22 protein-coding genes are annotated in these 23,595 nt (G+C 68.2%); 12 read left to right on the plus strand and 10 right to left on the minus strand.

The window, feature by feature from the left end; translation table 11 throughout:
- Together ACK8CO_RS15995 and ACK8CO_RS16000 are read left to right on the plus strand one after the other, a co-directional pair.
- Window positions 1-384 carry a RidA family protein gene (locus tag ACK8CO_RS15995; protein WP_080616935.1) on the plus strand — a complete coding sequence of 128 codons (384 nt, stop codon included), beginning with the start codon at window positions 1-3 and terminating at the stop codon, window positions 382-384.
- 125 nt (window positions 385-509) lie between these two features.
- The gene (locus ACK8CO_RS16000; protein ID WP_414897271.1) at window positions 510-752 is read left to right on the plus strand and encodes a hypothetical protein; all 243 of its coding nucleotides are present in this window, start codon (window positions 510-512) and stop codon (window positions 750-752) included.
- 71 nt (window positions 753-823) lie between these two features.
- On the opposite strand, the gene ACK8CO_RS16005 is transcribed toward ACK8CO_RS16000, so the two are convergent.
- On the minus strand, window positions 824-1,099 hold the full coding sequence (locus tag ACK8CO_RS16005; protein ID WP_414897272.1) for a hypothetical protein: 276 nt from the start codon (window positions 1,097-1,099) through the stop codon (window positions 824-826).
- A gap of 227 nt (window positions 1,100-1,326) precedes the next feature.
- Between ACK8CO_RS16005 and ACK8CO_RS16010 the strand changes: the two genes are divergently transcribed.
- The gene (locus ACK8CO_RS16010; RefSeq protein ID WP_414897273.1) at window positions 1,327-1,791 is read left to right on the plus strand and encodes a hypothetical protein; all 465 of its coding nucleotides are present in this window, start codon (window positions 1,327-1,329) and stop codon (window positions 1,789-1,791) included.
- Window positions 1,792-2,000: 209 nt separating this feature from the next.
- Window positions 2,001-2,489 (plus strand): cytochrome b, encoded by a 489-nt coding sequence (locus ACK8CO_RS16015; protein WP_414897274.1) that lies wholly within the window; start codon window positions 2,001-2,003, stop codon window positions 2,487-2,489.
- Here the strand turns inward: ACK8CO_RS16015 and ACK8CO_RS16020 are convergent.
- Both ACK8CO_RS16020 and glyA read right to left on the minus strand, forming a co-directional pair.
- Complete coding sequence (locus ACK8CO_RS16020) at window positions 2,473-3,258, minus strand: alpha/beta fold hydrolase (protein ID WP_414897275.1); 786 nt, start codon at window positions 3,256-3,258, stop codon at window positions 2,473-2,475. The two genes, ACK8CO_RS16015 and ACK8CO_RS16020, sit on opposite strands and share 17 nt — an antisense overlap.
- A gap of 110 nt (window positions 3,259-3,368) precedes the next feature.
- Window positions 3,369-4,664, minus strand: a complete 1,296-nt coding sequence (gene glyA / locus ACK8CO_RS16025) for a serine hydroxymethyltransferase (protein WP_414897276.1) — start codon at window positions 4,662-4,664, stop codon at window positions 3,369-3,371.
- A gap of 171 nt (window positions 4,665-4,835) precedes the next feature.
- Between glyA and ACK8CO_RS16030 the strand changes: the two genes are divergently transcribed.
- Window positions 4,836-5,603: an NAD kinase gene (locus ACK8CO_RS16030; RefSeq protein WP_414897277.1), complete on the plus strand. Its 768-nt coding sequence runs from the start codon at window positions 4,836-4,838 to the stop codon at window positions 5,601-5,603.
- Window positions 5,604-5,982: 379 nt separating this feature from the next.
- Here the strand turns inward: ACK8CO_RS16030 and ACK8CO_RS16035 are convergent, their stop codons facing one another.
- The 4 genes from ACK8CO_RS16035 to prpE form a co-directional block, all read right to left on the minus strand.
- The gene (locus ACK8CO_RS16035; RefSeq protein WP_414897278.1) at window positions 5,983-6,204 is read right to left on the minus strand and encodes a hypothetical protein; all 222 of its coding nucleotides are present in this window, start codon (window positions 6,202-6,204) and stop codon (window positions 5,983-5,985) included.
- A gap of 253 nt (window positions 6,205-6,457) precedes the next feature.
- Window positions 6,458-7,912, minus strand: a complete 1,455-nt coding sequence (locus ACK8CO_RS16040; protein ID WP_414897279.1) for a sigma-54-dependent transcriptional regulator — start codon at window positions 7,910-7,912, stop codon at window positions 6,458-6,460.
- Window positions 7,909-9,438, minus strand: a complete 1,530-nt coding sequence (locus tag ACK8CO_RS16045) for a response regulator (RefSeq protein ID WP_196774244.1) — start codon at window positions 9,436-9,438, stop codon at window positions 7,909-7,911. The genes ACK8CO_RS16040 and ACK8CO_RS16045 overlap by 4 nt, the downstream gene beginning before the upstream one ends.
- Window positions 9,439-9,708: 270 nt before the next feature.
- Window positions 9,709-11,604 carry a propionate-CoA ligase PrpE gene (gene prpE, locus ACK8CO_RS16050; RefSeq protein ID WP_414897280.1) on the minus strand — a complete coding sequence of 632 codons (1,896 nt, stop codon included), beginning with the start codon at window positions 11,602-11,604 and terminating at the stop codon, window positions 9,709-9,711.
- A gap of 189 nt (window positions 11,605-11,793) precedes the next feature.
- On the opposite strand from prpE, the gene ACK8CO_RS16055 reads away from it, so the two are divergent.
- The 6 genes from ACK8CO_RS16055 (at window position 11,794) to ACK8CO_RS16080 (ending at window position 16,898) form a co-directional block, all read left to right on the plus strand.
- A complete protein-coding gene (locus tag ACK8CO_RS16055; RefSeq protein ID WP_080616926.1) occupies window positions 11,794-12,183 on the plus strand; it encodes a cytidine deaminase in 390 nt (129 codons plus the stop codon).
- A 1-nt stretch (window position 12,184) separates the two neighbouring features.
- On the plus strand, window positions 12,185-13,495 hold the full coding sequence (locus tag ACK8CO_RS16060) for a thymidine phosphorylase (protein ID WP_080616925.1): 1,311 nt from the start codon (window positions 12,185-12,187) through the stop codon (window positions 13,493-13,495).
- Window positions 13,492-14,703: a phosphopentomutase gene (locus ACK8CO_RS16065; RefSeq protein ID WP_414897281.1), complete on the plus strand. Its 1,212-nt coding sequence runs from the start codon at window positions 13,492-13,494 to the stop codon at window positions 14,701-14,703. The genes ACK8CO_RS16060 and ACK8CO_RS16065 overlap by 4 nt, the downstream gene beginning before the upstream one ends.
- Window positions 14,700-15,683: an adenosine deaminase gene (locus tag ACK8CO_RS16070; protein ID WP_080616923.1), complete on the plus strand. Its 984-nt coding sequence runs from the start codon at window positions 14,700-14,702 to the stop codon at window positions 15,681-15,683. Before ACK8CO_RS16065 ends, ACK8CO_RS16070 begins: the two co-directional genes overlap by 4 nt.
- Window positions 15,676-16,308, plus strand: coding sequence for a uracil phosphoribosyltransferase (upp, locus tag ACK8CO_RS16075; RefSeq protein ID WP_075782631.1), 633 nt, complete (start codon window positions 15,676-15,678; stop codon window positions 16,306-16,308). The genes ACK8CO_RS16070 and upp overlap by 8 nt, the downstream gene beginning before the upstream one ends.
- 65 nt (window positions 16,309-16,373) lie before the next feature.
- A complete protein-coding gene (locus ACK8CO_RS16080) occupies window positions 16,374-16,898 on the plus strand; it encodes an SPOR domain-containing protein (RefSeq protein ID WP_414897282.1) in 525 nt (174 codons plus the stop codon).
- A gap of 724 nt (window positions 16,899-17,622) precedes the next feature.
- On the opposite strand, the gene ACK8CO_RS16085 is transcribed toward ACK8CO_RS16080, so the two are convergent.
- Both ACK8CO_RS16085 and ACK8CO_RS16090 read right to left on the minus strand, forming a co-directional pair.
- The gene (locus ACK8CO_RS16085; RefSeq protein ID WP_080616921.1) at window positions 17,623-18,639 is read right to left on the minus strand and encodes a hypothetical protein; all 1,017 of its coding nucleotides are present in this window, start codon (window positions 18,637-18,639) and stop codon (window positions 17,623-17,625) included.
- A gap of 113 nt (window positions 18,640-18,752) precedes the next feature.
- Window positions 18,753-20,384, minus strand: coding sequence for a long-chain-fatty-acid--CoA ligase (locus tag ACK8CO_RS16090; RefSeq protein WP_414897283.1), 1,632 nt, complete (start codon window positions 20,382-20,384; stop codon window positions 18,753-18,755).
- 293 nt (window positions 20,385-20,677) lie between these two features.
- Here ACK8CO_RS16090 and ACK8CO_RS16095 point away from each other — a divergent pair, with 293 nt between their 5' ends.
- The gene (locus tag ACK8CO_RS16095; RefSeq protein ID WP_414897284.1) at window positions 20,678-21,418 is read left to right on the plus strand and encodes a Hint domain-containing protein; all 741 of its coding nucleotides are present in this window, start codon (window positions 20,678-20,680) and stop codon (window positions 21,416-21,418) included.
- Here ACK8CO_RS16095 and ACK8CO_RS16100 read toward each other — a convergent pair.
- Window positions 21,406-23,595 (minus strand): 3-hydroxyacyl-CoA dehydrogenase NAD-binding domain-containing protein, encoded by a 2,190-nt coding sequence (locus ACK8CO_RS16100; protein ID WP_414897285.1) that lies wholly within the window; start codon window positions 23,593-23,595, stop codon window positions 21,406-21,408. The genes ACK8CO_RS16095 and ACK8CO_RS16100 overlap by 13 nt on opposite strands.

The raw sequence follows: 23,595 nt of genomic DNA on the forward strand, positions 1-23,595 counted from the left end.
ATGGCGCGCCGTCTGATCTCGACCGGATCGCCCTTCGAGGCGAAGATCGGCTATTCCCGCGCCGTCATCGCCGATGGCTGGGTCTTCGTGGCCGGCACGACCGGCTATGACTATGCCACCATGACCATGCCCGACGCGGTCGAGACCCAATGCGCCAATGCGCTGGCCACGATCGCGTCTGCGCTGGCCGCGGCAGGGGCCTCGCTCGACGATGTCGTCCGGGTCCGCTACATCCTGCCCGACCGGGCCGACTGGCCCGCCTGCTGGCCTGTCGTCTCCGAGGCCTTTGCCCGGGCCCGGCCCGCGGCCACGATGATCACGGCCGGGCTGATGGAGCCCGAGATGAAGATCGAGATCGAGGTCACCGCCCGACTTCCCGCCTGAGCCCTGACGGTTTCCCATTCCCCGCCTTTCACGGCTTCGTGATGCGTCGTGCCCCGGGCGACGGCATCCGGATCAGCGGTCGCTGCGTATTTCCCTTGCGTTAACCATGACAAGGGAGGGAAATCATGGACCGTCTGAGCCTGCTCCTGACCCCGATGAGCGGGGCCGTGATCACCGGGGCGATTGTGATCGTCATGTTCTCGCTGGGCTTCTACAGCTGGACCGCCATCGCCATCGGCGTCGGGATCGGCTGCATTCTGGCCTGGCCCGCAGCCTATGTCGTCTCGCGCCGGATCAAGGAGGCCGATCCGCGCTGGTCGGTTCGCTCAAGGAAGGAACGCCTGCGGGGCGGCCTGCCGGAGGTCTGAGCCTGTTTCCGCCCCCCGGCGGTGCTTGCAAGAGGCATCTCGGGGGCGGCCTTCGGGTCGCGGTGCCCGGGCTAGGACGTGCCTTGCGCGGCTTCGGGATGGCTTGCCAGGAAAGAGTGTAGCACCGCGTAAAGCTCGGCTGCGCGGCTAGTATCGTCGCGATGGAGGGCGGCGCGGATATCCTCGCAGATCATAGCCTGGACCCGTTGCGGGCCGTGATGCAGATGCATCAGGTAATCGCCCAGAAGCGATGCATCGGCCTCGGGCAGGTTCTCATGTTCGGCAATGGCCGAGATCTCGTCGCGCGAAAGATCGGTCATGTCTTCGATATCGTCGAGTGAGATCATCTGCTTCGCGCTCCCCCGCCCGGCAATCACCGCCGCTGCCGCGTCGCCGATGGGCCAGCCTAGCATGGGCCCCGGCAGGCCGGTTTGATCCGCATCAAGGCACGCTTCCCCAACGTCAGGCACGGAGGCGCGCGTGCCATGCCCGGTTCTGTGCCTTTGTCACCGCCGGGGCACGCGCCCATGCCCTATCACCTGTCCGAAGATCACCAAAGACAGGGAGATAGGCCATGACCCTCGCAAAGGCTTTCCTCAGAGTCCCGAGAATGGCGGCGCTCGGGCTGACGCTGACGCTGGCACTGGCGGCCGCTCCGGCGGCGGCGAAGGATGTGCGCCGGCTTGTCACGGTGCTGACCGATGCCGCGCCGCAAACCCAGCTGATGGCGATGGTACTGACGCTGCAGGCGCTTGAGCGCGGGGTCGAGACCGAGATCCTGCTCTGCGGTCCGGCGGGCGATATCGCGCTTACGGCGCCACCCGAGACGGCGCTGGCGCCCCAGCCTCCGGCCGGTCTGAACCCGCAGGCCGCGCTGCGGACCGCGATCGGCAAGGGTGCGCGGGTCGGGGTCTGCGCGATCTACCTGCCCGGGCGCGGCGCCGGGCCCGAGGCGCTGATCGAGGGGGTGGGCGTCGCCCGTCCCGGTGCCATGGCCCGCGATCTTCTCGACCGCCGCGCCCGGGTCTGGTCGTTCTGAGCTGCGGTGCCGGGACCCCGGGATGCTTCGCCAGGCCGCACTCCCGGGCGCATGGAAATCCTCTAGCCTGACGGGCATGAGCCTTGCCGCGGTGACGCAGACGGGCGCCGGCATGCCGATGCCCGTCGCTGTCGCCCCGGCCAGAGGCCGTCTACCGGCCGCCGGTCCCCGGGCGGTCGCTTCGGGAAACGGATCATCGGAGGTCGTCGATGTCGGTTACGGGTTATTCACGGATGCAGATCCGTCTGCATTGGGCGGTGTTCGGTCTTGTCGTGCTGCAATTCCTGTTCGCAGAGGGCATCGGGCAGGCCTTCGGGCGCTACATGGAGACGGGCGAGAAGGGCGTCACCATTCTGGTTGCGCTGCATATTCTGATCGGGCTGGCGATTCTGGTGCTGGCCTTCTGGCGGCTGGGACTGCGCTTTCTGCATGGCGTGCCCGCGCCCGATCCAGGCCATACGCCCGCCCAGGTGATGCTGGCCCGGGTGATCCATGGCGCGCTTTACGTGCTGATGGTGGCGCTGCCAGCGACCGGCATGCTGGCCTGGTGGCTGGGCTCGGAGCTGGCGGCGGGGCTGCATGCCGGGTTCCGGGTGATCCTGGTGCTGCTTCTGTTGCTGCATGTGGCGGCCGCGCTGATGGGGCAATACATCAAGAAGGACGGCACGCTGACGCGGATCCTCAGGCCCGAGGGCTAGGCGGCATCTCGAGGAAGGCCCGCACCGCCGCTTCGAATTCCCGCGGCTTGTCGGCATGCAGCCAGTGGCCGGCACCGGGGATCCTGGCGAAGCGGGCCGCGGGGAACAGCGCCTTGATCCGGTCCCGGTCCCCGGGGCCGACATAATCGGACAAGGCCCCCGTCAGCATCAGCGTCGGGCCGTCGAACCGGCCTTCGACAGTGTCGGGCCAGCCGGTGATATGGGGCATCTCGGCTTCGAGCGTGTCGAGATTGAGCCGCCAGCGCGGCGGCTCGGCGCGCAGATCCAGCGATTGCAGCAGGAAGGCCCGGGTCGACGGGTCCCCGATAGCGGCCGCCAGCGCCCGGTCGGCCTCGCTGCGCCGCGAGATGGCCGAGAGGTCGAGCCCGCGCATGGCCTGGATCAGCCCGGTCTGGCTGTGGCCATAGGCGACCGGCGCGATATCGGCCACGATCAGCCGTCCGACCGTCTCGGGCCGGGTCAGCGCCAGCATCATCGCGGCCTTGCCGCCCATCGAATGGCCGATGACATCGGCCCGCCCGCCTTCGGCCGCGATCACCTCGGCCAGGTCGGCGGCAAGTTCGGGATAGCGATGGGTGGCGGTCCAGGGGCTGTCGGCATGGTTGCGCATGTCGACCGCGACGATCCGGCGGCTGTTGGACAGGCGGCGTGCGATGGCCCCCCAGTTGCGGGCCGAGCCGAACAGGCCATGAACGATCAGGATGGGCGGGACGGCGCTGCGGTCGCCGTGGATCTGTGTCGCGAGCATGGGGCAGAGATACTCCCGGGCGGCGGCCGGGGCCAGAGTGCGCGGGCCTTTTCCAGAAAGGAAAAGGGGCAGCCGGGGCTGCCCCTTCCGGTCCGGGTCCTGTTATGCGCTCAGAGCGCGGGATAGATCGGGAAGCGGGCGCAGAGCGCCTCGACCTCGGCCTTGACCCGGGTCTCGACCTCCGAGTTGCCCTCTTCGCCATTGGCGGCCAGACCGTCCACGACCTCGGTGATCCAGCGGCCGATCTGGGCGAATTCCTCTTCGCCGAAGCCGCGGGTCGTCCCGGCGGGGCTGCCCAGACGGATGCCGCTGGTGATCGTGGGCTTCTCGCTGTCGAAGGGGATGCCGTTCTTGTTGCAGGTGATATGGGCCCGTCCCAGCGCCTTTTCGGTGGCGTTGCCCTTCACGTCTTTGGGTCGCAGATCGACCAGCAGCACATGGCTGTCGGTGCCGCCGGTGACGAGGTTCAGCCCGCCCTCGACCAGTGCCGCGCCCAGCGCCTTGGCATTCTTGATGACCTGTTCCTGATAGGTCCTGAAGTCGGGGCGCAGCGCCTCGCCGAAGGCCACGGCCTTGCCTGCGATCACATGCATCAGCGGACCGCCCTGGATGCCCGGGAAGATGGCCGAGTTGAACTTCTTGGCCAGCGCCTCGTCATTGGTCAGGATCATGCCGCCGCGCGGACCGCGCAGGGTCTTGTGGGTGGTCGTCGTTGCGACATGCGCATGCGGGAAGGGCGAGGAGTAGAGCCCGGCCGCCACCAGTCCCGCGAAATGGGCCATGTCGACCATCAGCCAGGCGCCGACCATGTCGGCGATCTCGCGGAAGCGCTTGAAGTCGAGGATGCGCGGAATGGCCGAACCGCCCGCGACGATCAGCTTGGGCTGATGCTCTTTCGCCAGCGCCTCGATCTGGTCGTAATCGACCTCGAGATCGCTTTCGCGCACGCCGTACTGGACCGCGTTGAACCATTTGCCCGACTGGTTCGGGGCGGCGCCATGGGTCAGGTGGCCGCCCGCGTCGAGGCTCATGCCGAGGATGGTGTCGCCGGGTTTCAAAAGCGCGGTGAAGACGCCCTGGTTGGCCTGGCTGCCCGAATTGGGCTGCACATTGGCAAAGGCCACGTCGAACAGCTTGCAGGCCCGCTCGATCGCCAGGTTCTCGGCGATGTCGACGAACTGGCAGCCGCCGTAATAGCGCCGGCCCGGATAGCCTTCGGCATATTTGTTGGTCATCACCGAGCCCTGTGCCTCCATCACGGCGCGGCTGACGATGTTCTCGGAGGCAATCAGCTCGATCTCGTCGCGCTGGCGGCCAAGCTCCAGACCGATGGCACGGGCGATCTCGGGATCACGGGTGGCAAGGTCATCGGCGAAAAAGCCGCTGTCTTGGTGATGGGCGTTCATGTTGGGTCTCCTCGGGACAGCCAGAGCCGGATGCCGTGGGTTCTATCGGAAGGCCGGGCATTGAAAAAGCCCGATCTGGCCCGGTTCGGCCGCTCCCGCGGGTCGGATGCGGGCCTTGTGTTTCCGATCGGCGCGCGCGAAGACTTGGCCGGAAACGCGAGGGAACAGGACATGGCCGGACCGACGAGGATTGCCTTTCTGGCAAGCGAGACCGCAAGCGCCGAAGGGGCGCTCGGCCGGCTGACGGCGCGCTACGGACAATGCAGGCCGGAACAGGCCGAGGTGATCGTGGCGCTGGGCGGCGACGGGTTCATGCTGCAGACGCTGCATGCCACCCAGGGGTTCGGTCTGCCGGTCTATGGCATGAATTGCGGCACCATCGGTTTCCTGATGAACGAATATCACGAGGACCGGCTGGACGACCGGCTGGCGGCGGCGGAGGAAGAGATCATCAACCCGCTGCGGCTGAAGGCGACGCGGCCGGACGGGACCGTGGTCGAGGCGCTGGCGATCAACGAGGTCAGCCTTCTGCGCGCCGGACCGCAGGCGGCCAAGCTCCGGATCTCGGTCGATGGCAAGGTCCGGCTCGAAGAGCTTGTCTGCGACGGGGCGCTGGTGGCGACGCCGGCGGGCTCGACCGCCTATAATTATTCCGCCCATGGTCCGATCCTGCCGATCGGGTCGGATGTTCTGGCGCTGACCGCGGTCGCGCCCTTCCGGCCGCGGCGCTGGCGGGGGGCGCTGCTGCCCAAGCGGGCGACGGTGACGATCGAGGCGCTCGAGCCGCGCAAGCGGCCGGTGATGACAGAGGGCGACAGTCGCGGGGCAGGGGTGGTCAGCAAGGTCGAGATCCGCTCGGAAGCGACGATACGGCACCGCATCCTGTTCGATCCGGGCCACGGGCTCGAGGAACGGCTGTTGCGCGAGCAGTTCCTCTGAAGCCTTTCGCCTGAAACCCGCTAGCTGGTGGATGCCCGTGAAGGGCCCGATAGGCTTCACCCTTTTCAGCAGGATGGATCCTGTCGGCACCATTGCCATCGCCGCGTCCGACAGGGGCCCGGAAGCGCATTGTGGAAGGTCCGAGCGGGCGGGCCTCGGCCGCCTGGCCGGGATGTCGCCCGGGACCGGAGCAAGCCGGGCGCGTCGGATCGGACTGACAGGCCATGCCCGAGCGGCAGTCCGGCAGTCCAGGGGCGAGCGCCCGGACCCGGCAGGCAGGCTGCTCGTCCGGCCGTCATCGCGAAACCGGTCGCTCAGGCCCCTGACATCCCGCGTTTCGAACCGGGCGATGCGTTTGCTGAAGCGGAAGGGGGAAGGTTCAGTCCGCATCCATCGCCAGGTTGCCGAGCGGTCCCGGCTTCACCGGCAAGACACGTCGCTGCGCGTCACCGAACGCTTCCGCGCCCGCATGCGGCATCAGCCTGCGGACCGGATAACGTGGCGCCTCTCCGCCATGGTCGCCCGGCCCGAAGGCGTCGTGTCCCTGGATGGCAAGGACAACAAGGAAACGATCCGGGGATCGTTTTCCGGTCACGCTCACCGCCGAGCTTCCGGCTTAGCGCTGCGCTCGGGCTTGCAATCGGCTCATGTTGCCACTCTGACACGGCGCGCGGTCATGGCACCGCCATGACGAAGCTCGGCCATGGGGTTCCATTTCGACGAATGGACCGCATCCTCAAACCATGGGATCAAACACCCGGGTGCGGTCTGCGGCTGTTCGTTCCGCTCCCTGCCTCGGGGCCGACCTGAGACGGGCCCGCGCCGGGTCCCCCGGTGGCGGTGCAGGCGGAGCGTCAATGCGTGGTGTGAAGATCCGCTTTGGTGCCATCGGTATGGGTGTCCTGCTGCTTGCGCGCCCAGGCTTCGCGCTTGCGATAGAGGGTCGAGGGGGACACGTCGAGCACGCGTGCCGCGCGCGGCAACGAGCCGCCTTCGCGGGCGATGGTGCCCTCGATCACCACTTGCTCGATTTCGGCCAGCGTCCGTCCGATCAGATCCTCGATCTGGATCGGTTCGGCATCGCCGTCCATGGCCCGGGACATGCCCCGTCCCGAGGCGGTGATCCGGTCATGTTCCTGCTGCAGCGCGATCGGCAGCATCTCCAGCGTGATTTCCGGCCCCTGGTTCAGCACCACCGCATGGCGCAGCACGTTCAGCAACTGGCGCACATTTCCGGGCCAGGGCAGGCGTCGGAACAGCTGCGCGACCTCGGGCGCCAGCCGGTCGAAGCTGCGCTCTTCCTCGGCCGAGAGCTTCTCGAGCGCCGATTGCGCGATCTCGACCACATCCTCGCCGCGCTCGCGCAGCGGCGGCAGATGGATCGGCACCACATGCAGCCGGTAATACAGATCCTCGCGGAACCGGCCCAGCCGGACCTCTTCCAGCGGATCGCGATTGGTGGCGCAGACGATCCGGACATTGACCTTGCGCGGATGCGAGGCACCGATGGGCTGAACCGTCGAGGTCTGCAGGAAGCGCAGGAGCTTGGTCTGAAGCCCCATGTCCATTTCGCAGATCTCGTCGAGGAAGAGCGTGCCGCCATCGGCCACCGCCGCGGCCCCCGGCTTGTCGGCCAGCGCCCCTGTGAAGGCGCCCTTGAGATGACCGAAGACCTCGGATTCCAGAAGATCGCGCGGGATCGCGGCGCAGTTCAGCGGCACGAAGGGCCCGTCGGCACGGGCCGATGCGGCATGCACCGCCTGCGCGCAGATCTCCTTGCCGGTGCCGCTTTCGCCGGTGATGAAGACGGTGGCTTTCGAGCGGCCGACCGAGGCGATCCGGTCATAGACCGCGACCATCTGGGGCGAGCTGCCGACGAAGCCCGAGGGCGGCTCGAACGTGGTCCGGGTCGGCGCCGGGGCAGGCGGCGGGTCGGCCGCCCTCCGCTCGGCCAGCGCGGTCTCGACCGCATGCAGGAAGCGCTGTTCGTTGAAGGGCTTGAGCAGGAATTCATAGGCCCCCGCGCGCATCGCCTCGACCGCGCGGTTGATCGAGCCATTGGCGGTGACCACGATCACCCGGGTCTCGGGGACGAGCGCCAGGAATTCCTGCAACAGTTCCTGCCCGGGACGGTCGGGCAGCATCAGGTCGAGCAGAACGACCTGCGGTCGCAGCTCGCGGAAGGCGGCCAGTCCCTCTGCGGCGGTCGAGGCCGACACCACCTTGTAGCCGGCATTGCGCAGCACCGTCTCGTAGATCATCTGAAGCGAGGGCGTGTCCTCGATCAAAAGAAGCGGGGGGACGGTCATGCGCCTGCCTTGCTGTAACGGGTGGCGAATTCGGCCTCGAGCGCGGTGCAGAGCTCTTCGATATGCGCGACGATCTGCGGACCGAGCTGTCCGACCTCGGTGTTGTCCTGCCTGCGGGCGGCGGAGTTCAGATGTTCCGCAAGCGCCTGCAACGTGCCATTGCCCACCGCGCCGGCCAGCGAGATCAGCACATGGGCCTGCGACAGCAGCATCGTCCGGTTGCCACGTTCGAGTGCCTCGACCAGGCCGGCGCGCACGGCCTCGAGATCGTCATGCATCCGGGTCAGAAGCTCGCGCCCGTCTTCCGGTCCGGCCAGCGCCAGCAGCCGGTCGAGATGCAGCGCGTCGAAGGGTACGGGGCGCTCGGAGACGTGGGCGCAGTTGCAGGGCCGCCGGTTCAGCACCCCCATGATCGCCTCGCCGAAGGCGTCGAGGCTCATGATCGGCTTGGCCAGAATGCCGTCGGCGCCGGCGGCATAGATCTGGTCCCGGTTGGCGGCAAGCACGAAGGCCGTCACCGCCAGCACGGCCGTTCCCGGACTGTCGCCCTCGGACGTCCGCAGCCGCCGGATCACGTCGATGCCCGACAGGCGCGGCATCTCGATGTCGATCAGGGCCAGGTCGAAACGACGCGCCGCCAGGATCTCGGCTGCGGCCTGACCGTCCTTGACCATGGTGCAGCGTGCCCCCAGCGTTTCCAGCATCTGCCGCATCAGCAACTGGTTGGTCGGGTTGTCCTCGGCCAGAAGCACGTCGCAGCAGGACAGGTCGGGCAGGTCGCGCAGATCGCCCCGCGTCTGCACGCCCGGCGCCCAGGCCGAGCGCGGCAGGATCACCGAGACCTCGGCGCCGCCCTCGGCAAGATTGACCAGCTGGAGCTGGCCGCGCACCCGCCGGGCCAGGTCGCGCACGATATGCAGGCCCAGACCGCTGCCCGGCTGGCTGCTTTCGGCCGGGCGCCCGGCGAATTCGAACAGCCGGGCCATGGCCTCCTCGGAAAAGCCCGGTCCGGTGTCGCGCACCCTGAAGCAGAGCGATTCCCGCGGGCCCATATGGGTCTTCAGCCGCACCGTACCGGCGGCGGAGTATTTCATCGCATTGCTGATGAGATTCGAGAGAATCCGTTCGAGCGCTGCCGGATCGGTGCCGATGATGCCGGGCAGGTCGGTATGGATATCGAGCGCGAAAGCCAGGCCGTGTTCCTCGGCATGGGCCTGCCAGCGCCCGGCGATGCGCTCGAGGAAGGGCAGCAGCGCGGTATGGATCGGCGCCTCGAGCTGGTCGATCTCGTCGCCGGTGATCAACGCCAGGGTCTCGTCGGTCAGGCGCGCCAGCTGTTCGGCGGCGCTTTGGACCCGTTTGAGCTGAAGCCTGGAATCAGGGTCGAGGGGCCCCAGCTCGGCCAGTGACAACCCGCCGAGAATATCTGCGATCGCCGAGCGCATGTCATGACCCAGCATCGCCGCGCGCTTTTGCGCGCCACGCCCGGTCTCGGACAGATCCGCGCGAAAGCCGCGGTCCGCCAAGCCTAGACCCCTGTCGCCAGGGGGGGTGCGTTCCGGCATCGGCAACATTGCTGCACTCGCATGAGTTGCATTTCTATCTTATTATCCCGCATGAGACCGCATACCAACCTGTCTATTGGTTGGTTTACGCGGTATCGCGGAAAAAACCTGCAGTAATGGTAAAAAATACGAGAGCCGACGCAAGGTTGTCCATGCGCCGGCCCCGGTTTTCGGTTTTTTTTCCGCTCAGGGGCCCGATGCGGGGCCCCTGAGGCAGGGGGATGCGGGGGCTCAGGCCGCCTGCGGATAGCCCAGCCGCTTTACCGCATCGGCGATCTCGTCGAGGATCGCGGGGTCGTCGATGGTCGCGGGCATCTTGAAATCCATCCCGTCGGCGATCTTGGACATGGTGCCGCGCAGGATCTTGCCCGACCGGGTCTTGGGCAGGCGGTCGACGATGCAGGCCAGCTTGAAGGCAGCGACCGGGCCGATCTGGTTGCGCACCAGCGTGACGCATTCGCGGAGGATCTCGCCGTGATCGCGGCTGCAGCCCGCATTGAGGCAGAGAAAGCCCATCGGCAACTGCCCCTTCAGCTCGTCGGCCACGCCGATCACCGCGCATTCGGCGACGTCGGGATGGCTGGCCAGCACCTCTTCCATCGCGCCGGTCGAGAGCCGGTGCCCGGCGACGTTGATGACGTCATCGGTCCGCGCCATGATGTAGAGATAGCCGTCCTCGTCCTTGTAGCCCGCATCGCCCGTCTCGTAATAGCCGGGGAAATGGGTCAGGTAGGATTTCTCGAACCGCTCATGCGCGTTCCACAGCGTGGGCAGCGTGCCCGGAGGCAGCGGCAGCTTGACCGCGATGGCGCCCAAGGTGCCCGGGCCGACCTCATGACCGCCCTCGTCGAGGATGTGGATGTCATAGCCCGGCATCGGCACCGAGGGCGAGCCGACCTTCACCGGCAGCTTCTCGATCCCCAGCGGGTTGCCCGCGATGGCCCAGCCGGTTTCGGTCTGCCACCAATGGTCGATCACCGGCACGCCCAGCATCCGCTGCGCCCATTTGATGGTGTCCGGATCGGCGCGCTCGCCCGCGAGATACAGCGCCTTCAGCCCGGTCAGGTCGTATTTGTTGAGGAATTCGCCGTTCGGATCCTCGCGCTTGATGGCGCGGAAGGCGGTTGGCGCGGTGAAGAAGCTTTTCACCTTGTGTTCCGAGATCACCCGCCAGAACACGCCGGCATCGGGGGTGCCCACGGGCTTGCCCTCGAAGACGATGGTGGTGTTGCCGTGGATCAGCGGGGCATAGCAGATATAGCTGTGGCCCACGACCCAGCCCACATCCGAGGCGGCCCAGAACACGTCGCCGGGATCGAGGTTGTAGATGTTCTTCATCGTCCAGTTCAGCGCCACCAGATGGCCGCCGGTCGGACGGACCACGCCCTTGGGCTGGCCGGTGGTGCCCGAGGTATACAGGATATAGGCGGGGTGGTTGCCCTCGACCGGCACGCATTCGGCTGGCCGCACGCCGTACTGGAAACCGTGCCAGTTCACGTCGCGGCCCTCGGTCAGCTGCGCCACTTCCTGTTCGCGCTGGTAGATCACGCAGAATTCGGGCTTGTGCTTGGCCTGCTCGATGGCGCCGTCCAGCAGGGGCTTGTAGTGGACCAGGCGGCCCGGCTCGATCCCGCAGGAGGCGGCCATGATGCATTTCGGCTTGGCATCGTCGATCCGCACCGCCAGCTCATGCGCGGCAAAGCCGCCGAACACCACCGAATGCACCGCACCCAGCCGCGCGCAGGCCAGCATCGCCTCCAGCGCCTCGACGATCATCGGCATGTAGATGATGACCCGGTCGCCCTTGGTCACGCCCTTGTCGCGCAGAGCCCCCGCCAGCGTCGCCACGCGGTTGCGCAGTTCCACATAGGTGATCTCGCGCTTGGTATGGGTGATCGGGCTGTCATAGATGATCGCGACCTGCTCGCCGCGGCCCTGCTCGACATGGCGGTCGACCGCGTTCCAGCAGGTGTTCACCATGCCGTCGCTGAACCATTCGTAATTCGGGGCATTCTCGTCGAACAGCGCCTTGGAGGGCTTTTCCACCCAGTCGATCGCCTCCGCGGCTTCCATCCAGAAGCCGTCGGGGTCCGTTTTCCAGTGCTCGTAGACCTCGGCATATGACATGACTTTCCTTCCCTCCGCGTAGCTGGCGCAATTCTGTTACGCACCGACTTTGAGTTGCGCAAGATAGAAACTCTTCCATCTGCGAATGTTAGCGCAATCGCCTGCCAGGCGCGCTGAATCGTCGCGATTCCGGGCGGGCTTGCATCGGTCGCGGCGGCACCGCAGATTGTCCTCGAAACGGAGGATCCGATGCCGCTACTGACCGCTGCCCGCGCGGTGCGCGAAAACGCCTATGCCCCCTATTCGCGCTTCAGGGTCGGGGCGGCACTGCTGGGGGCGGACGGGCGGATCCATGTCGGCTGCAATGTCGAGAATGTGGCCTATCCCCAGGGCACCTGCGCCGAGGCCGGCGCGATTGCCGCCATGGTGGCCGCGGGCTGTCGCGAGATCCGCGAGGTCGTGGTCATCGCCGACAGTCCCGATCCGGTGCCGCCCTGCGGCGGCTGCCGCCAGAAACTGGCCGAATTCGCCGCGCCCGGGGTTCCGGTGACGCTGGCCACCACCGGCGGCGCCACCAGGCATGTCACCATGGCCGAGCTCTTGCCCGGCGCCTTCACGCCCGCGCATATGGGCCGCTGAGATGGATGCCCGCAGCATCATCGCGCGGGTCCGCGATGACGAAACCCTGACCGAAGAGCAGCTGCGCTGGTTCGCCGACGGCCTCGCTTCCGGCGCGGTCACCGATGCCCAGGCCGGGGCCTTCGCCATGGCGGTGCTCCTGAACGGGCTGACCGACCCCGAGCGGGTCGGGCTGACGCGGGCGATGCGCGACAGCGGCAAGGTGCTCGACTGGGACCTGCCGGGCCCGGTGCTCGACAAGCATTCCACCGGCGGTATCGGCGATTGCGTCTCGCTGGTGCTGGCGCCCGCGCTGGCGGCCTGCGGGGCGTTCGTGCCGATGATCTCGGGGCGGGGGCTCGGTCATACCGGCGGCACGCTCGACAAGCTCGAATCGATTCCCGGCTATCGCGGCGAGGTCCCGGTCGCCGCGCTGAAATCGGTGACCGCCCAGGTCGGTTGCGCCATCGTCGGCGCCTCGGAGGATATCGCCCCCGCCGACCGCAGGCTTTACGCGGTCCGCGATGTCTCGGGCACGGTCGAGAGCATCGACCTGATCACCGCCTCGATCCTGTCGAAGAAGCTGGCCGCCGGGCTCGAGGCGCTGGTGCTCGACGTCAAGGTCGGCTCGGGGGCCTTCATGAAGGACATGGAAGAGGCCGAGGATCTTGCCCGCGCGCTGGTCGCGACCGCCCAGGGGGCGGGCTGCATGACGGCCGCGCTGATCACCGACATGTCCCAGCCGCTGGTGGGCGCGGCGGGCAATGCGCTCGAGGTGATCGAGGTGATGGAGACCCTGACCGGGACCGGCGTCACGCCCGCGCTCTGGGATCTGACCTGCGCGCTTGGCGGCGAGGTGCTGGCGCTGGGTGGGTTGGCCGCGGATGCCGCCGATGGCGCGCAGCGTATCGGCCGGGCGATCGAGACGGGCGATGCGGTGCTCAAATTCGGCGAGATGGTCGCCGAGCTCGGCGGCCCGGCCGATTTCATCGAGCGCTGGCCCGACCGGCTGCCGGCCGCGCCCGTCCTCTACGAGGTCACGGCCGCCGATGCCGGCATCGTTCAGGAAATCGACGGCGCGGCGCTGGGGCGTGCGGTGGTGGCGCTTGGCGGCGGGCGGCGGCGCGAGGGCGACCGGATCAATCCGGCGGTGGGGCTGGCCGAGATGGCGGCGCTGGGCGACCGGATCGCGCCGGGCGAGCCGCTGGCCATCGTCCATGCCGCCAGCGAGGCCGATGCCGAGGCGGTTCAGGCCGGGGTGCGCGCGGCGTTCCGGATGGGCGACGAGATGCCCGATATCCCGCCTCTGGTGCATCAGAGGGTCCTGCGATGACGCGGGCCTTCCTGGTGGTGATGGATTCGGTCGGCTGCGGCGGCGCGCCCGATGCGGCGGAGTTCTTCAATGACGGTCTGCCCGATACCGGCGCCAATACGCTTGTCCATATCGCACGGGCCTGTGCCGAAGGCCGCGCCGAGACCGGCCGGTCCGGCCCGCTGAAATTGCACAATCTCGACACGTTGGGCCTTGGCGCCGCGATCCGTCTGGCCTCTGGCGAGGCTGCGCCGGGGCTTGGCGCCCGGCCGCAGGGGCTCTGGGGCGCGGCGACCGAGCTGTCGCGCGGCAAGGACACGCCCTCGGGCCACTGGGAACTGGCCGGGGTGCCGCTGCCCTGGGACTGGAGCTATTTCCCGCGCGAGATCCCTGCCTTTCCCGAGGATCTTCTGGCCGAGATCCGCCGGCTTGCGGGCACCGGGGGTACGCTCGGCAATTGCCACGCCTCGGGCACCGAGATCCTCGAGCGGCTCGGCGCCGAGCATATGCGGACGGGCTGGCCGATTCTCTATACCTCCTCCGACAGCGTCTTGCAGATCGCGGCCCATGAGGAACGCTTCGGGCGCGACCGGCTGCTGGCGCTCTGCGCGGCGATCGCCCCCCGGCTCCATGCGATGCGGATCGGCCGGGTCATCGCGCGCCCCTTCATCGGCAGCGCCGCGGCGGGCTTCACCCGGACTGCCCACCGCCACGATTATGCAATGGCCCCGCCGGCCCCCACGTTGTGCGACTGGGTGCAGGCCGAAGGGCGGCGGGTGCAGGCCATCGGCAAGATCGGAGACATCTTCTCGATGCGGGGCATCGACGAGGTCCGGACCGGTCCCGATGCCGAGTTGATGGAGCATTGGGCCGATCTGATGGACACGGCCCCCGAGGGCAGCCTGACCTTCGCCAATTTCGTCGAATTCGACAGCCTCTACGGCCACCGCCGCGATGTTGCGGGCTATGCCCGGGCGCTGGAGTGGTTCGATGCCGCCCTGCCGCGCATCCTCGGGCGGATGCGGCCCGGCGATCTCGTGCTGGTCACCGCCGATCACGGCAATGACCCGACCTGGCGCGGCACCGACCATACCCGCGAGCGGGTGCCGGTGATCGGCGCGGGTCGCGGCACGCGCGCGCTGGGCCTGCGCGCCTTCGCCGATACCGCCGCCAGCATCGCCGCCCATCTGGGCGTTTCCCCCCAAGGCCCCGGACGGAGTTTCCTGTGACCGAGTTGCCCAAGATCGAATTGCACCACCACCTGGAGGGCGCGGCGCCGCCGGCCCTGATCCGCGATATGGCCCGGGCGCGAAACCTGGACATTTCCCGCATTTTCGATGCCGGGGGCGGCTATGTCACCGGCGATTTCCTTCAGTTTCTCGACATCTACGAGGCCGCGTCCTCGGCGCTGAGGACGCCCGAGGATTATGCCCGGCTGACGGCGGCCGTGCTCGAGGAGACGGCGGCCGAGGGGGTGATCTATCTCGAGACCTTCCTCGCGCCCGATTTCTGCGGCGGCTGCGATCTCTCGGCCTGGGTCGAACATCTCGAGGCGATCCGCGAGGCGGCCGGACGGGCCGAGGGCCAGGGTATCCTGCTGCGCGCCAATGTGACCTGCATCCGCCATTTCGGCCCCGAGCGGGCGCGCGAGGCCGCGCTTTGCGCTGCCGAGACCGCGGGCGATTTCGTCGTCGGCTTCGGCATGGCGGGCGACGAGCGCCGCGGGCGGGCGCGCGATTTTGCCTATGCCTTCGACATGGCCCGCGAGGCCGGGCTGGGGCTGACCGTGCATGCCGGCGAATGGTGCGGTCCGGCCTCGGTGCGCGAGGCGCTGGCCGGTCTCAGGGTCGACCGCATCGGCCATGGCGTGCGCGCCATCGAGGATCCGGGTCTCGTCGATCATCTGGTCGAGGCGGGCACGGTGCTGGAAATCTGTCCCGGGTCCAACGTGGCGCTGGGGCTTTACCCCTCGCTGGCCGCGCATCCGGTCGAGCGGCTCAGGCGCGCGGGCGTCAAGCTGACCGTCTCGACCGACGATCCGCCCTTCTTCCACACCTCGATGCGGCGCGAATATGCCCGGCTGGCCGAGGTCTTCGGCTGGGAAGACAGCGATTTTGCCGCGATGAACCGGGTGGCGCTCGACGCCGCCTTCTGCGATGCGGAGACCCGCGCAAAGCTAAAGACACGCCTGGAGGCCGCCGATGTATGACCATCTGACCGTCGTTACCCACCCGCTGGTGCAACACAAGCTGACGCTGATGCGGGACAAGGCCACATCGACCGCCGGGTTCCGGCAGCTTCTGCGCGAGATCAGCCAGCTTCTGGCCTATGAAATCACCCGCGAGCTGGAAATGACCACGCGGCGGATCGAGACCCCGCTTCGCGAGATGGACGCGCCGGTTCTGGCGGGCAAGAAGATGGCGCTGATCTCGATCCTGCGGGCGGGCAACGGGTTGCTGGACGGGGTGCTGGAACTGGTGCCCTCGGCGCGGGTGGGCTTCGTGGGTCTCTACCGCGACGAAGAGACCCTGCAGCCGGTGCAGTATTACTTCAAGGTGCCGCAGGATCTGAAGGACCGGCTGGTGATCGTGGTCGACCCGATGCTGGCCACCGGCAATTCCTCGGCCGCGGCGGTCGATCTGCTGAAGCAGGCCGGGGCCAATGACATCCGCTTCATGTGCCTTCTGGCCGCCCCCGAAGGGGTTGCCCGGATGAAGGAGGCCCATCCCGATGTGCCGATCGTGACCGCCTCGCTCGACGAGCGGCTGGACGAGCAGGGCTATATCATGCCCGGGCTCGGCGATGCCGGCGACAGGATGTTCGGAACGCGGTAGCGGAGTTCCGGCTTTACTCCTTCCGGAGGCGGTGGCACCATTCCCTGCAAACGGGTGAGATCGACATGGGCTTTCCGAGATATTGTCAGGCCGCGACCGTCGCGCTTGCGCTTTGCGCGGGCGGCAACGGTGCGCTTCGTGCCGAACCGGTCACTGCCGGGGTGGCGCCGTTGCAGGTGCCCCCTGGCTATCGCGAGGTCTGGGAAGACGATCGCCTCAATCCGCTGCGCGGGCCGCGCACCGAATGGGGCGATGCCCAGATGCGGAGCGTCTGGACAGAGCAGGTTCCGCAGCGCCTTGTCGATCCGGGCCGGAGGAAGGCGGTATCGGCCGTGACGCCGTTGGCTGGCGCTTCCGCTTCGGGCCGTCGCTATATCCAGGTCGGGGCCTTTACCGAATCCGATGCGGCCGCCGAGGCCGTCGCCGATCTGCGCCGCCTGGGCCTGCCCGCGCGGCAGGGGCGGGTGATGGCCGATGGCGCGCTGGTGACCATCATCTTCGCCGGGCCCTTCGGCGATCGCGACAGCATGGGCCGGGCCCGCGGTGCGCTGATCGGGGCGGGCTACGCGCCGGTCGCGACCGGCCGCTGAGGCCCTCTCCGCCCGAGGGGCGCCGACCGGGCTGCCCGCGGTCGAGATCCGGCCCCCGGGCCACCGTGGCCTGCGGCGCGATGCGCTGTCAGAGCGGGCGGAAGCGGCGAGGCATTATCCGTACGGGATGGGTGCCGGGCGCGCGGCGTACGTGAGAGCTTTCCCTTGAGCCATTCGTTGCGGAACCGGGCGTCGCGGCTTTCGCTGCATCCGGTCTTCCCGGATCGCCCGGCCCGAAACAGGCGGGGTTCCTGCTTCTGGCCGTCCTCCGCGCGCGGATTTTGGTGCGAAGGGGGCGTGCCATTCCCGGGCTTTGTGACCGCGGGTGGCCGCCGCCGCTGCAAGCGATCCGGCCGGGCATCGAGCGGATCGCCTGACGGTGCGTCCGGACCTTTCGCGCCTCCCCGCCGGGCGATAGCGCGAAAGGCCTGCGGTCAGGTCTCTGCTCCATAATGCCGCTGCACGGCCTCCGGACGCGAGGGGCAGGCCGCCTCTCGGCGCGGACTGTCTTCTCTCGCCTGCGCTATCGCGGGATCATGCGGCCTGCGTTGGTCCTCGAAGGCCCTGCCGCGCGATGCCAGACCGTAATGCCGGATCCGGCGCAGCCTTCGGACGATGTCTTCCGCCGTCTGGCCATCGGCCGATCTGCCCGCTGGCGGGAACAGTCCATCCCGGCGGGCATTCCGGATCATTCCGGCCCATTCCGGCGCGGCCCGGGCGGGGCTCACCCGCCGCAGATCGCCTGCAGCCGCAGCCAGTCGCCATCCGAAATCGGCGGATCGGTCTCGCGTCCGCGCAGCGGGTCGCCCTCGATCAGGCCGCGCTGGCTTTCGCCGGTGACATCGAGGGCCAGCGCATAGGGGGTCGAGGGCAGGCCCGCCTCGCGGAACCGGGCCAGCAACTCTGCCTCGGGCAGGGGGGCCTCGGGGGCGATCAGCACCTCGCGGGCATAGGCCGACAGCGCCGCCTCGGGCAGGGTGCCGGTCGTCAGCAGCCGGAAGGTCGCCAGCGGCCCGGCCGCGCGCAGGAGGTCTCCCAGCGGGTCGGAGCGGGTGGCGCGCAGATCCTCGGCCAGGATGAAGCCCGCCACGGCGGCGACGTCCTCGTGATCCTCGACCAGCGCCCGGTTCAGGAGGATCAGCCCGCCGGGCAGATGCAGCGCCCTGGGCAACCCGCCCGGCAGGACCCGCACCCGCTTGCCGCTGCCGGGCAGGAGCCGCTCGCTCAGCCGGTCGAGCGCGCGCTGCCCGCCCGCCCGCTCGCAGGGCGTTCCGGCGGCGCGGGCCATGTGGCCCAGCACCGCGCGGCCGATCTCGGCGCGGATCTCGGGCGGTGCGACCGCCACGGTCTGGCGCACCAGCGCACCCGGCAGCCAGAACAGCGCCAGCGCGGCGATGCCCGCGACCGTGGCCGCGACGATCCAGATCCGCAGCCGCCCCGGGCGCGGCCGGGTGCGGCCGATGGCCTTGCGCACGGTCTCGAGCGCATCGACCATCAGCTCATCCTCGATCTCGAGCGTTTCGTCGCTGTCGGCGCCGGGGGAATACAGCGCGGGGCTCTGGCCCGGGTTCAGCCGTTCGAGCGCGGCCAGCGACCAGTGGGTCAGCACCCGTTCGGCACTGTCCGAGACCACCAGCGAGGCGTTGCCGAAGGACAGGATCACATCGCGCCGCTGGGCTTCGGGGCTTTCGCGCCAGAGGCCCGGGCTTTCGAGGCGTTGGAATTTCTTGAGCGCCGTCATGGGCGACCGGTCTGGCCTTCTGCTTGCGCGGGGTTTGCGGCCGGACGATAGCCCACCCGGCCGCGGCCCACAATGTCACAACGGCAAGCTGCGGCGCAGAGGCGCCTGCGGGCCTAAAGCGCCCTGGCGACCTTTCTCAGCTCGAATTTCTGGATCTTGCCGGTCGAGGTCTTGGGCAGGTCCTGGAACACCACGCGCTTGGGCGTCTTGAAGCCCGCGAGCCGCTCGCGGGCGAAGGCGATCAGCGTGTCGGCATCGACCTTGTGGCCGTCCTTGAGTTCGACGAAGGCGCAGGGCACTTCGCCCCATTTCTCGTCGGGCTTGGCCACCACCGCGCATAGCAGCACGTCGGGATGGTGCATCAACACGCCCTCGATCTCGACCGAGCTGACATTCTCTCCGCCCGAGATGATGATATCCTTGGCCCGGTCGGCGATCTCGAAATAGCCGTCCTCGTGCTGATGGGCCAGATCGCCCGAATGGAACCAGCCGCCCTTGAAGCTCTCGCGTGTGGCGCGGGGGTTCTTGAGATAGCCCTTCATCACGCCATTGCCGCGGAACATGATCTCGCCCTGATGCTGTCCGTCCATCGGCACCTGTTCGAGGCTCTTGGGATCGAGCACGGTCACCTCTTCCATGAAGGGCATGGCCACGCCCTGACGGGCCTTCAGCCGGGCCCGTTCCTCGGTCGGGAGCGCGTCCCACTCCTCGGCCCGCCAGGTGCATTCGGTCGCCGGGCCATAGGTTTCGGTCAGCCCGTAGACATGGGTGATGTTGAAGCCCAGGGGCTCGATCGCGGCGAGCGTCGCGGCGGCGGGCGGGGCGCCCGCGGTGAAGACCTCGACCGAATGGTCGAACGCGCGCCGCTCCTCGTCCTTCGCGTTGACGATCATGTTCATCACGATCGGGGCGCCGCCGAAATGGGTCACGCCCTCGTCGGCGATGGCATCGTAGATGGCGCGGGCGGTGATGTCGCGGCAACAGACGACAGTGCCGCCAAGCGCCGCGATCATCCAGGTGTGGCACCAGCCGTTGCAGTGAAACAGCGGCACGATGGTCAGGTAGGTCGGGTGCATCACCAGACGCCAGCTCACGATCTGGCCCATCGCGTTCAGATAGGCGCCGCGATGGTGATAGACCACGCCCTTGGGCCGCCCGGTGGTGCCCGAGGTGTAGTTCAGCGCAAGGCTTTCCCATTCGTCCTCGGGCATGATCCAGTCGAAATCCGGATCGGCCCCGGCCAGGACGTCCTCGTATTCCGGGAAATCGCCGAAATCATGCACGCCCTCGGGATCGTCGCCGACCTCGATGATCACCGGCCGCTCGCCCTCGAGATCCTCCAGCGCATCGGCCGCGAGCGGCAGGAATTGCGGGTCGACCAGCAGCACCTTCGCCCCGCCATGGTCGAGGATGTAGCTGACGGTATTGGCGTCGAGCCGGATGTTGATGGTGTTGAGCACCGCCCCGCAGGCGGGCACGGCCCAGGTCGCCTCGGCCTGGGCGGGCACGTTGGGCAACAGCGTCGCCACCACGTCGCCGGGCTTCACCCCCATCGCCGCCAGTGCCGAGGCCAGACGCGTGATCCGGTCATGATATTGCCGGTAGCTGTAGCGCCGCTTGCCATAGACCAGCGCGGTCCGGTCGGGAAAGATCCGCACCGCCCGCTTGAGAAAAGACAATGGGGTCAGCGGCACATAATTCGCTGCACATTTCTCCAGACCGGTTTCATCAGACAGCCATCCCATGGCCCACCTCCCTCGCTCGATACGCGCTCCCGGTCCGATCTTGGCCAGAGCATCCGCCGGAGGGAAGGGGGCTCGTCCCCTCGGTGGACCTCGACCGCGCTTTTTTGCCGGCTGTCGCGCAGCGGGAGGGACGCACCCTTGCCGCAATGCCGACCTTGTCGCGTCCAAATGGGGTCTGGTTTCTGGCCTAGAACAGGTCGCGCCGCGTCTTCGGCCTGACGCGGCCTTGAACGCGCCGCGCCGCCGGGCAGGGTCCTGATCCGGCGACCGCCCGGAACTGGGAGGCAATCGCGATGGTCTTCAGTATCAGCCTTCTCGGTGCACGCCCCGTCGGTGAGATGGCGGAGGCTGCCGGGAACGGCGTCGGAACGCCGCTGCCGGTCGGTCTCGTCCGCGGCTTCACTCTGGGAACGCGGGTCGCGACCGGGGCGGGGTGCCGTGCGGTCGAGCTTCTGGAACCGGGCGATTGCGTGTTGACCGTCGAGCGGGGGGCGCAACCGGTCCGCCGGATCGAGCGGGGCTATCTCTGGCAGGGGCCGTCGGCCTGTCCGCCGCCGCTCTGGCCGCTCGAGGTGCCCGCCGGCACGCTTGGCAACAGGCGCAGGCTGACATTGCTGCCCGAACAGAGGGTGTTGATCGGATCCGCCCTCGCTGCGAAGATCCATGGCACCCCCTTCGCGCTGCTGCCCGCGCGCCTGCTCGATGGCGTGATGGGCATCCGGCGGGTGGCGCCTCCTGCGGGGGAGGCGGTCGGGGTCGTCTCGATTGCCTTCGATGCGCCCGGGACCGTTCGCGTCAATGGGGCGGCACTGGTGCAGTGTCCCTCGTGGCAGGCGGAGGGCGCCGGGGCGGCAGACCGCCCCGAGGATCCTCGTCCGGGGGCGCCCCGTTGCGGCATCACGCCCGGGCTGGAGGAGGCCCGGCGGATCGTGGCAGCGCTGGAAGGCGCGCATGCCGGGGCGGCGATCCCGCCCCGGCTGCCCATGGTTCGGACCGTTCCGCTGCTCGACGCGCTGCTCCGTCACGCGGCCTGAGCGTCGGGGGCGAAGCGGGCGTAGAAGGTCTCGCCCTTGTCGGCCATCTCTTCCAGAAGGGCGGGCGGCGCGAAGCGCTTGCCATGCCGCGCGGCCAGATCCTCGCACAGCGAGGCGGCCCGGCCCAGCCCGATCATGTCGAGCCAGGACAGAGGCCCGCCCGACCAGGGCGCAAAGCCCCAGCCGAGGATCGCGCCGACATCGCCTTCGCGGATGTCCATCAACACGCCCTCCTCCAGCGCCCGCACCGCTTCCAGCACCTGTGCGAAGAGCAACCGGTGCTGCACCTCGTGCAGGTCCGGCTGATCCGCCGCGGGCGGGAACTTGGCGGCAAGCCCGTCCCAGAGCCCGGTCCGCTTGCCCGCATCGTCATAGGCATAGAAACCTGCCCTGGCCTTCCGACCCACGCGTCCCTCATCGGCCAGCCAGAAGATCACCTCGTCCACGGCGCCATCGGGATAATCCTCGCCCATCGCGGCCTTCGTGGCCTTGGCGATCTTCACGCCCAGATCGATCGAGGTCTCGTCCACGAGTTGCAGCGGCCCCAGCGGCATGCCCACCAGTTTCGCCGCATTCTCGATCAGCGCGGGCGCGACGCCCTCGGCCACCATCCGGATGCCCTCGTTGATATAGGGAATGATGCAGCGATTGGCGTAGAAGAAGCGTGCATCATTGACCACGATGGGGGTCTTGCGGATCTGGCGCACGAAATCGAGCGCCTTGGCCACGGCCCGGTCGCCCGTGGCCTTGCCCTTGATGATCTCGACCAGCAGCATCTTCTCGACCGGGCTGAAGAAGTGGATGCCGATGAAGTCATCGGGCCGGTCCGCGGCCCTGGCCAGATCGGTGATCGGCAGCGTCGAGGTGTTGGTCGCAATAATGCAATTCTCGTCCACCACGGCTTGCACCTTCTTTGTCACCTCGGCCTTGATGCCCGGGTCCTCGAACACCGCCTCGACGATCAGATCGGCGCCTTTCAGCGCGTCATAATCGGTGGTTGCGGTGATGCGGTTCAGGATCTCGGCCTTCTTCCCGGGGCTGGCCTTGCCGCGCTTGATGCCCTTGTCCATGTAGGATTCGGTATAGGCGCGGCCACGGTCGGCGGCCTCCTGGCTCTGGTCGACCAGCACCACCTCGATCCCGGCCTGGGCCGAGACCAGCGCGATGCCCGCGCCCATCATGCCCGCGCCGAGGATGCCGAGCTTTTTCACCGACTGGTCGGGTACGCCCCCGGGCCGCACCGCGCCCTTTTCCAGCGCCTCCTTGTTGATGAAGAGCGAGCGGATCATTGCCGAGGAAGACGGGTTCATCAGCACATGGGTGAACCAGCGCGCCTCGATCTTCAGCGCGGTGTCGAAGGGCACCAGCGCGCCCTCGTAGACGGCCGACAGCAGCGCCCTGGCGGCCGGGTAGACCCCCTTGGTCTTGCCATGCACCATGGCCGAGGCGCCGAGGAAGGTCATGAACCCCGCCGGGTGATAGGGCGCACCGCCCGGCATCTTGTAGCCCCTCTCGTCCCAGGGCTTGACGATGTTCGGTTCGGACAAGACCCAGGCGCGGGCGGCCGCCACCGGGTCCTCGGCCACCTCGTCGATCAGCCCCGCGGCTTTCGCCTTCTTCGGGTCGGACAGCTTGCCTTCCAGCAGGAAGGACGAGGCCCCCATGGCGCCCAGCTTGCGCACCAGCCGCGTGGTGCCGCCGCCGCCCGGGAAGATGCCGACCATGATCTCGGGCAGGCCGATCTTGGCCTTGGGATTGTCGGCGGCGAAGATCCGGTGACAGGCCAGCGGCAGTTCCAGCCCGATCCCGAGTGCTGTGCCGGGCAGGGCGGCGGCAATCGGCTTGCCGCCCTTGTTCCTGTCATCCATCCCCGCGCGCTCGATCTTCCGCAAGAGACCGTGCAGCCGCATGGTGCCGTCGAAAAGCCCGCGCGCCGGATCGTCGCCCGCCTCCTGTTTCATCCGGGCGATGATATTCAGGTCCATCCCGCCCGCGAAATCCTTCTTGCCCGAGGTGATGACCACGCCCGTCACGGCATCGTCCGCAAGCGCGCTGTCGATATGGGCGTTCAGCTCCTCGATGCCGGTCAGGCTGAGCACGTTCATGCTTTTGCCGGGCACGTCCCAGGTGATGGTCGCGATGCCGTCCGTGTCGGTCTTGTAATGAAATTCGGCCAT

The organism is Rhodovulum sp. HP10 (genome assembly GCF_047553435.1).
GTDB lineage: Bacteria > Pseudomonadota > Alphaproteobacteria > Rhodobacterales > Rhodobacteraceae > Rhodovulum.

What these genes read in the sequence shown, in the direction of transcription:
- ACK8CO_RS15995 (WP_080616935.1), top strand. Translation starts at nt 1, where the DNA reads ATGGCGCGCCGTCTGATCTCGACCGGATCGCCCTTCGAGGCGAAGATC.
- ACK8CO_RS16000 (WP_414897271.1), top strand. Translation starts at nt 510, where the DNA reads ATGGACCGTCTGAGCCTGCTCCTGACCCCGATGAGCGGGGCCGTGATC.
- ACK8CO_RS16005 (WP_414897272.1), bottom strand. Translation starts at nt 1,099, where the DNA reads ATGATCTCACTCGACGATATCGAAGACATGACCGATCTTTCGCGCGAC.
- ACK8CO_RS16010 (WP_414897273.1), top strand. Translation starts at nt 1,327, where the DNA reads ATGACCCTCGCAAAGGCTTTCCTCAGAGTCCCGAGAATGGCGGCGCTC.
- ACK8CO_RS16015 (WP_414897274.1), top strand. Translation starts at nt 2,001, where the DNA reads ATGTCGGTTACGGGTTATTCACGGATGCAGATCCGTCTGCATTGGGCG.
- ACK8CO_RS16020 (WP_414897275.1), bottom strand. Translation starts at nt 3,258, where the DNA reads ATGCTCGCGACACAGATCCACGGCGACCGCAGCGCCGTCCCGCCCATC.
- glyA (WP_414897276.1), bottom strand. Translation starts at nt 4,664, where the DNA reads ATGAACGCCCATCACCAAGACAGCGGCTTTTTCGCCGATGACCTTGCC.
- ACK8CO_RS16030 (WP_414897277.1), top strand. Translation starts at nt 4,836, where the DNA reads ATGGCCGGACCGACGAGGATTGCCTTTCTGGCAAGCGAGACCGCAAGC.
- ACK8CO_RS16040 (WP_414897279.1), bottom strand. Translation starts at nt 7,912, where the DNA reads ATGACCGTCCCCCCGCTTCTTTTGATCGAGGACACGCCCTCGCTTCAG.
- prpE (WP_414897280.1), bottom strand. Translation starts at nt 11,604, where the DNA reads ATGTCATATGCCGAGGTCTACGAGCACTGGAAAACGGACCCCGACGGC.
- ACK8CO_RS16055 (WP_080616926.1), top strand. Translation starts at nt 11,794, where the DNA reads ATGCCGCTACTGACCGCTGCCCGCGCGGTGCGCGAAAACGCCTATGCC.
- ACK8CO_RS16060 (WP_080616925.1), top strand. Translation starts at nt 12,185, where the DNA reads ATGGATGCCCGCAGCATCATCGCGCGGGTCCGCGATGACGAAACCCTG.
- ACK8CO_RS16065 (WP_414897281.1), top strand. Translation starts at nt 13,492, where the DNA reads ATGACGCGGGCCTTCCTGGTGGTGATGGATTCGGTCGGCTGCGGCGGC.
- upp (WP_075782631.1), top strand. Translation starts at nt 15,676, where the DNA reads ATGTATGACCATCTGACCGTCGTTACCCACCCGCTGGTGCAACACAAG.
- ACK8CO_RS16080 (WP_414897282.1), top strand. Translation starts at nt 16,374, where the DNA reads ATGGGCTTTCCGAGATATTGTCAGGCCGCGACCGTCGCGCTTGCGCTT.
- ACK8CO_RS16085 (WP_080616921.1), bottom strand. Translation starts at nt 18,639, where the DNA reads ATGACGGCGCTCAAGAAATTCCAACGCCTCGAAAGCCCGGGCCTCTGG.
- ACK8CO_RS16090 (WP_414897283.1), bottom strand. Translation starts at nt 20,384, where the DNA reads ATGGGATGGCTGTCTGATGAAACCGGTCTGGAGAAATGTGCAGCGAAT.
- ACK8CO_RS16095 (WP_414897284.1), top strand. Translation starts at nt 20,678, where the DNA reads ATGGTCTTCAGTATCAGCCTTCTCGGTGCACGCCCCGTCGGTGAGATG.
- ACK8CO_RS16100 (WP_414897285.1), bottom strand. Translation starts at nt 23,595, where the DNA reads ATGGCCGAATTTCATTACAAGACCGACACGGACGGCATCGCGACCATC.